The 6,843-nt window shown below is 67.3% G+C and carries 5 protein-coding genes and 2 pseudogenes; 6 read left to right on the top strand and 1 reads right to left on the bottom strand.

Features of this window, described 5'->3' with window-relative positions:
- The first annotated feature begins 504 nt into the window (after positions 1-504).
- The 6 genes and pseudogenes from ABZ671_RS32090 (at position 505) to ABZ671_RS32065 (ending at position 5,305) form a co-directional block, all read left to right on the top strand.
- Entirely contained in the window at positions 505-1,197 is a 693-nt protein-coding gene (locus tag ABZ671_RS32090; protein ID WP_357865125.1) for a hypothetical protein, read from the top strand.
- A 104-nt stretch (positions 1,198-1,301) separates the two neighbouring features.
- Positions 1,302-1,541 (top strand): annotated as a pseudogene (locus ABZ671_RS32085) (nuclear transport factor 2 family protein); the annotation flags it as partial.
- A 427-nt stretch (positions 1,542-1,968) separates the two neighbouring features.
- A pseudogene (gene istA / locus ABZ671_RS32080) lies at positions 1,969-3,422 on the top strand (IS21 family transposase); the annotation flags it as partial.
- A 197-nt stretch (positions 3,423-3,619) separates the two neighbouring features.
- A complete protein-coding gene (locus ABZ671_RS32075) occupies positions 3,620-3,820 on the top strand; it encodes a hypothetical protein (RefSeq protein WP_357865123.1) in 201 nt (66 codons plus the stop codon).
- The gene (gene istB, locus ABZ671_RS32070) at positions 3,817-4,593 is read left to right on the top strand and encodes an IS21-like element helper ATPase IstB (protein ID WP_357865121.1); all 777 of its coding nucleotides are present in this window, start codon (positions 3,817-3,819) and stop codon (positions 4,591-4,593) included. The genes ABZ671_RS32075 and istB overlap by 4 nt, the downstream gene beginning before the upstream one ends.
- Positions 4,594-4,885: 292 nt before the next feature.
- Positions 4,886-5,305: a VOC family protein gene (locus ABZ671_RS32065; protein ID WP_357865119.1), complete on the top strand. Its 420-nt coding sequence runs from the start codon at positions 4,886-4,888 to the stop codon at positions 5,303-5,305.
- 326 nt (positions 5,306-5,631) lie between these two features.
- Here the strand turns inward: ABZ671_RS32065 and ABZ671_RS32060 are convergent, their stop codons facing one another.
- Positions 5,632-6,261, bottom strand: coding sequence for a hypothetical protein (locus tag ABZ671_RS32060; RefSeq protein WP_357865117.1), 630 nt, complete (start codon positions 6,259-6,261; stop codon positions 5,632-5,634).
- Between the last annotated feature and the right edge of the window lie 582 nt (positions 6,262-6,843).

Genomic DNA, 6,843 nt, shown 5'->3' with positions numbered 1-6,843 from the left:
CGTTGGACAGATGCGGCAGAGCCTTGATCAAGCTTGAGAGCACTCGGCTGATCTTGGCCTCAGCTCCACGCCGTCACAAGATCGGCGACAGAGCCGCGAAATGTGCAGGGGCTGCGACGTGGAGGCCCCGAACGCGAGACGGTGGCAGACTGCTGGTTCTCCTCTGCCGACACGCTGAGTGGCCGCTGAACGTGGGCCGGCGGCTGGATCGCGGCAAATGAGTGCGGGCGCCGCCAACCTCGGTGACTCCGAACCGGCGTGGGTGCAGCTAACGGCGGTTGATCTTCGCAAACAACTGGGGACGATCACCCGCCGATAGAACGCGCGGGGCCGATCGATGTCCCGGACGATCAGCAGGTGCGTGAGCACCCGCTCCGCCCTCGGGCTCGAAGTAGTCAGGTGCCTCGTCTGCCATCACCGCTCCCCTGGGTAGAAGCATCGGTTACGCGGGTGGCGGGCGGCGAACCGCGGGCGCCGCAAGGAGCGGCGGACCATACTGGCACGGTGGAGGAGGACCTCGTCGAACTACTGGCCTCGACCGGAGTCACCTGCCGGTTGTTGGTCGAGCAGACGCGGGGCCCATACCAGCGAGCTGTGCATCCCGAGCGTCGGGAGATCACCGAGGACCGCGATGGCCTCCCGCTGCGCCTCGGGCTACGCCTACTGGCGGTGGACGCCACAACTCCCCTCGCGGACGTCCTCGTCGAGGTCTGGCAGGCCGACCACGTGGGCCGATACTCCGGCTTCCAGCCGTTCGAAGCGAGGCCGGGACAGGTGGTCACCTCGGAGTCGGTGCCGCACGATGTGATCGCCGCCGGTGAGACGTACCTGCGGGGCAGCCAGCGCACCGACGAGCGCGGGATGTGCGCGTTCAACACGATCTACCCGGGCTGGTACGCCAGCCGCACCGTGCACATCCACCTCATCGCGCACCTCGGCGAACGCTCGGTGACCACGCAGCTCTACTTTCCCGACCCGGTCACCGACGAGGTTTTCAGTCGCCCGCCCTATCGGGGCCGGCCGCAGCGCGACACCACCAATGCCACCGACAGCATCTTCGCCGACGGCGGTGAGCAGATGATCCTGGACCTGCAGGGAGATCCGACGACCGGCTACACCGGGGTCCTCTGCGTCGTCCTCGACGGGCACGCGGGACCTGCCTCGGCTGCGGGTCCTTCGGCGGAAAGCGACGGTTGATCGTGGCCAGCGCGGAGCAGATCAGGGCCACCATCGAGGCTCACCTCGCCGCCGTCGGCGCTGCCGACGCTACCGCACTGGCAGATCTCTAGACACCGGATGCCCGCCTGCATGACCCCGCTGGCGGACCCCCAGTCACCGGCCGAACGGCCATCGAGCAGCACTTTGCCGGCGTGCTCACCGAGCAACGGACAATGGAACTCGTTATGGTGGCGATCGCCGACCACCACGCCGCGTTCCACTTCCGCGCCACACCAGCCGAAGGCCCCAGCAGAGAGGTCATCGACACCATGACCTTCGACGACCAGGCCATGATCACTTCAATGCAGGCGTACGCGAGCTAAACCACGTACTCAACTTGGCATGTCCGGACACTCCGAGGGCTGCTGCTGGGTGGTCACGCTTTGCAGCACTCGGATCGCGGCTATGAGCGTGCGTCGATGGAGATGCCGGGGACGCTCACCTCGGCGGTTTCCAGACCAGGCACACTGGGCGTCGGATGGGTGCTCAGCCGCGCCGTCATCGCGACCCTGCTAACACCCCGATCGGCTACCACCGCACCAAACGGCGACACCAACATCGCCCGTGTCGGCGCTCACGTAATTCCCCACCTGTAGCGGTCTGACGCTCAAGTAATTCCCCACCCGGTCGTTCACGTAATTCCCCAGGTCATGGGGCGTGTGTCCGGGGTGGCTGGTCCTCGCGGTCAGGAAGAGTCCTCCCTCGTTCGGGTGACGGGTGAGGGAGCCGATGGCGAGGAGAACGTTCGACGTGGTCGATGTGACCGAGATCTTCATCCACTGGTACGCGGGACGGTCGATCAGCGAGGTGTCCGTGTCGCTGGGTGTGGACCGTAAGACGATCCGTAAGTATCTGGCTCCGGCGGTCGCGGCGGGGCTGGCGCCTGGCGGGCCGGCGATGACGCCCGGGGACTGGTCGGCGCTGGTGGCGGGCTGGTTCCCGCAGTTGGCGGACACCCGGTTGCGGCAGAGCACGTGGCCGCAGATCGCTGTCCATCACGAGTACATCACCACCCAGCTCAGGGCTGGGTGACGCAGGCGACGATCCACCAGCGGCTGCGTGACGAGCACGGCCTGACCGCGTCGGTGGCGTCGTTGAAGCGGTATGTGGCGGCGAACCTGCCGGAGGAGGTGCGCCGGGACCAGGTCGTGGTGCTGCGTGACGAGGCCGAGGTCCCGCCGGGTGAGGAAGCCCAGATCGACTACGGGCATCTGGGTCACTGGGTCGACCCGCAGACGGGGAAACGGCGGCGGGTGTGGGCGTTCGCCATGGTCCTGGCGTGTTCGCGGTACCTGTTCGTGCGGCCGGTGCTGGTGATGGACCAGCGGGCCTGGACCGAGGCGCACGTCGAGGCGTTCGCGTTCTTCGGTGGCGTCCCGCGTCGCCTCGTGCCGGACAACCTGCGCACCGGGGTGGACAAGCCTGACCTCTACGACCCGAAGATTAACCGCTCGTATGGGGAGTTGGCCGCCCACTACGGGGTGCTGGTCGACCCAGCCCGCCGCAGCAAACCCCGCGACAAGGCCCGCATCGAGCGGCCGATGCCGTATATCCGCGACAGCTTCTGGCGCGGACGCCAGTTCACCTCCCTCGCCGCGATGCAGACCGCCGCGCTGGACTGGTGCCGGGACGTGGCCGGCCGCCGTTCGTGCCGGCCGCTGTCCGGCGCTGCCCCGGCGTCGGTGTTCGCCGCGGTCGAAGCCGAGACGCTGCAACCGTTGCCGGTCAAGCCGTTCGTCCTGGCGACGTGGTCGACGGCCACGGTCGGGCCAGACATCCACGCCAAGGTCGGCAAGACGATCTACTCGGTGCCGTGGCGGTTCATCGGCCAACGCGTCGACGCCCGCGAAACCCCGCTGGTCGTCCAGATCTTCCATCAGGGGCAGCTGATCGCCACGCACGGCCGTAAGCCGTCGGGGAAGCAGACCGACTTCGGGCACTACCCGCCGGAGAAGATCGCGTTCCGGATGCGGACGCCGACCTGGTGCCGCACCCGCGCCGAGCAGATCGGCCCCGCCTGCACCCAGCTGATCGGCGGTCTCCTCGAGATCAACGCGCTGTTCCGGCTGCGTGCCGCCCAGGGTGTGCTCGGTCTGGCCGACAAGCACGGCATCGGCCGGCTGGAGGCAGCCTGCGCCAAAGCGATCACGGTGGGCGACCCGTCATACCGCACCGTCAAGGGCATCCTGGTCGCCGGCGCCGAGACCGACCCGCCACCACCATCAGCCGGTGACGGCGGCGCCGCGGCCCACCTGCACGGCCCTTCGCAGCTGTTCGCGAACGTCATCCCCCTGCCCACCACGAGCAGCACGCCCGATCAGGACCCGGCCATCACGAACGACCACCACGGCGGCCCTGGCGACGACGAGCAGCCAGCCACGGCCGGGACGGCGGCGCTGGCATGACCGACACCAGCACACCGGCCGCTGCCTACCCGCTGCCCGAACCCGGTGACGCCGATCCCCGGTTCACCTACGGCCTGCTGTTCGACATCGCCGAAGTGTTGCAGCGCAACGGTTTCCCCCGCCCGGCCAGCGCCGACTGGGCCAACCTGATGGCCACCCTCGGCCGCTTCCTCTACCAACAGAAAGAGACCTCGTGACCATCATCGACACCGCCCTGCACGACAGCCTGCGCACGCTGAAGCTGTCCGGCATGCTGCACACCCTCGACGCCCGCCTCACCCAAGCCCAAGCCGGGGAACTCGGCCACCTGGAGTTCCTGCAGGTCCTCTGCCACGACGAGATCACCCGCCGCGACGCCATGAGCATCCAACGACGGCTGCGCCGGGCCCGCTTCGAGCAGACCACCACCCTGGAAGAGTTCGACTTCCACGCCAGCCCCAAACTGCCCGCCGCCCAAATCCGCGACCTCGCCGCCCTACGCTGGCTACAAGCCGGCGAATCAGTCATCCTGCACGGCCCCGTCGGCGTCGGGAAAACCCACATCGCGCAAGCCCTCGGCCACCTCGCCGTCCGCCGCGGCGCCGACGTCCGGTTCACCAAAACCAGCCGCGCCCTGGCCGACCTCGCCGGCGGCCACGCCGACCGCACCTGGCCCCGCCGCCTCGCCGAACTCACCCGACCAGCACTGCTCATCCTCGACGACTTCGCCATGCGCGAACTGACCGCCCAACAAGCCGACGACCTCTACGAACTCATCTCCGAACGCGCCCAAACCGGCCGGTCGCTGATCGCCACCTCGAACCGGTCACCCGCCGACTGGTACCCCCTGTTCCCGAACCCCGTCGTCGCTGAATCGCTGCTGGACCGGCTGATCAACACCAGCCACCAAGTCTTCATGAACGGCCCCAGCTACCGGCCCAACAACCGGCCCGGGCGAGCCGGCTCGACAACCACCCAGGGCACGAAGTAGAACATCACCCGAGGGCCACCACCTGGGGAATTACGTGAGCCAAGCCCTGGGGAATTCGGTGAGCGACGACACCCGCGCCACCAGACGCGCCAACCGCCTCCCACACGGCCTCATCACCGCCATGACCAGCAGCAACCCCAGAACGCAATGACCCTGGGTCCTACGTCTCTCGGATTGACTTTGAAACACGGGAAGCACGCCGGCCCTGCGACTCGGAGGTTTCGGCCCGCCTTCTTCGGGAACGCCGACATCGGCCCGAATCTTCAGGGTGGTCCAGTAAGAGGGGGTAGATGTGACTTTAGCCAACGCGGCACCCGACTATTTCAAACCCAAGGACGGGATGTTCCTCGCCACCTTGTTGATTGTTCGCGATCTCGAGCGGTCGCGCGAATACTACGAGCGAGTATTCGGAGCTACCTGCGTACACGAAAGCAATCCGTTGATCATGAAGTTCTTCAACAGCTACATCATAATCAACGTCGAGGGCGGCCCAACCGATGACAAGCCGACGGTGCAGGCCATGGCACCAACGGATCCCAATACTCTGAGCTGCGCGATGAACGTTCGAGTTACCGACATCCGGAAGCTCTACAAGGAGTGGAAGTCTCGTGGTGCGGACTTCATCACCGAGCCAAAGGACCACGGCACGGAGATCCGGTGCTACCTGCGCGACCCCGACGGCTATCTGGTTGAAATCGGGCAGGGGCTCTGACCGGTTTCCGGAACTCTTAGTCTTAGGTGTCCGTCGCTGCCAAAGGTCCGCGACCCCTCCGGGTGCGGGCCGAGGATGACCGCAGGCAGCCGATCCAGGGACAGGCCGAGACGTGCGCTCATCGGCAAGAGCGCGACGACGCCACCGCAGTTCCGTCACTCAGCGTGGCGCTCGGTCGGCGGCAATTGCGTGCGCCTGATCTTGGTTGGGACTCAGTCGACGGCGGCCGTACCCGCTCGCTGACGATGGTCACATCACGCTGTGGCGGGCGGCTCGCAGCGCCGATCACCGCCCGTTCGATCGAAGATAGGACATCACGCGGTCGGTCAGGACTTGGATACCCGCTGGGCTGCCACGCGCAGCCGCTCGCTCGCCGCGTTCAGCGTCGTTGACAGGTACATCAGCTGGCGGTGCACGAACGAGCGAGCCATGCGCATAACCCGCGCCGCCAGCGGATCGATCAATTCGATCAACCCGAGCTCGGCCTCCAGCTTCTCGGGCGGAACGGTCTTCATGGCCTTCGACACGAGGTCGGGGCGCTCCCGCATCCGGCCGACTAGCCAGCGTTGCAGCCGCGGCCCGTACTCCTCGTCCTGAAGCATCTCCCGGATGCATTTGGCGACGGCCTTCCGGGTGGCCTCGGTTCGCTGACGCTGCCGGCCCGCCTTGCCAGCCTCGGCAAGCTGCACGTATCGGCGGTGCAACTCGGCCGCGATGAGCCCATCGCCGATCGCCGCCGCTCCCCCCGCGGCCACCGCGACGCTGGCAGGTGCGTCGGCCACCATCGCGACGACCACCGGCGCGGCCGCGAAGGACGCCGCTGCGACGAACGCGCCGACCAACGCCAGCTTCATTGCCGGCGTCTGAACGACCGACTCCTGGACCTCCTGGACCTCACGGACCTCGGCGTAACGGACCTCGGCGTATTCGGGCCGCCTGAAGATTGGTTCGGTCACGCCGTCACCTCGCCTGGCTCGTTGCGCTCCCGCGACGACGCCCCGCCGCTACTGGCAATGCTCGGGTCGGGCAAGCATCGCGTCAAGTAACAGAGTGGCCCGACTTGGCCGCCATCCGGCTGCACCCGGTTGGACGGGGTACTCCGCGAGCCGGGCGACGACGGCCGCAACGGCGGTTTCGGTTCTAGCCTGCCGGCCATGCGCACACTGCACATAGGCCCGCCGGTCGGCAATCGGGAGCAGTCACTCCCGTTCTACACCGTCGTTGGGTACACAGTCGTCGGTACCGTCGAGGGGACGGCATTCGGCAGCGTGATACGGCTCAGTCTGCGCGCCGAGGCCCGCCGCGTCCACATCCGCCGCTCAGCCGACCCATTGTGACGGCCTATCAGCCCGGCAACGTCAGATCGCTCATGATCCGATGTGCGCTCATCGGCAGATCCGCGCACACTCAGCGGCATGACAGTGCGTCCGATGGGGCGGCCGAGCAGTTGCTGAGGATCAGAGCCCGGCGGGGTGGCTTGACAGCCATTGGCGATGCCGGTCACGTAGGTAGTCGCGCAGAGCCGTGTTGGCCAGCAG

This window comes from Micromonospora sp. NPDC006766 (genome assembly GCF_040636055.1).
Lineage (GTDB): Bacteria > Actinomycetota > Actinomycetes > Mycobacteriales > Micromonosporaceae > Micromonospora.
The sequence above is the reverse complement of the archived record's forward strand: the minus strand, read 5'-3'. Positions and strand labels throughout refer to the sequence as shown.

What these genes read in the sequence shown, in the direction of transcription:
- ABZ671_RS32075 (WP_357865123.1), top strand. Translation starts at nt 3,620, where the DNA reads ATGACCGACACCAGCACACCGGCCGCTGCCTACCCGCTGCCCGAACCC.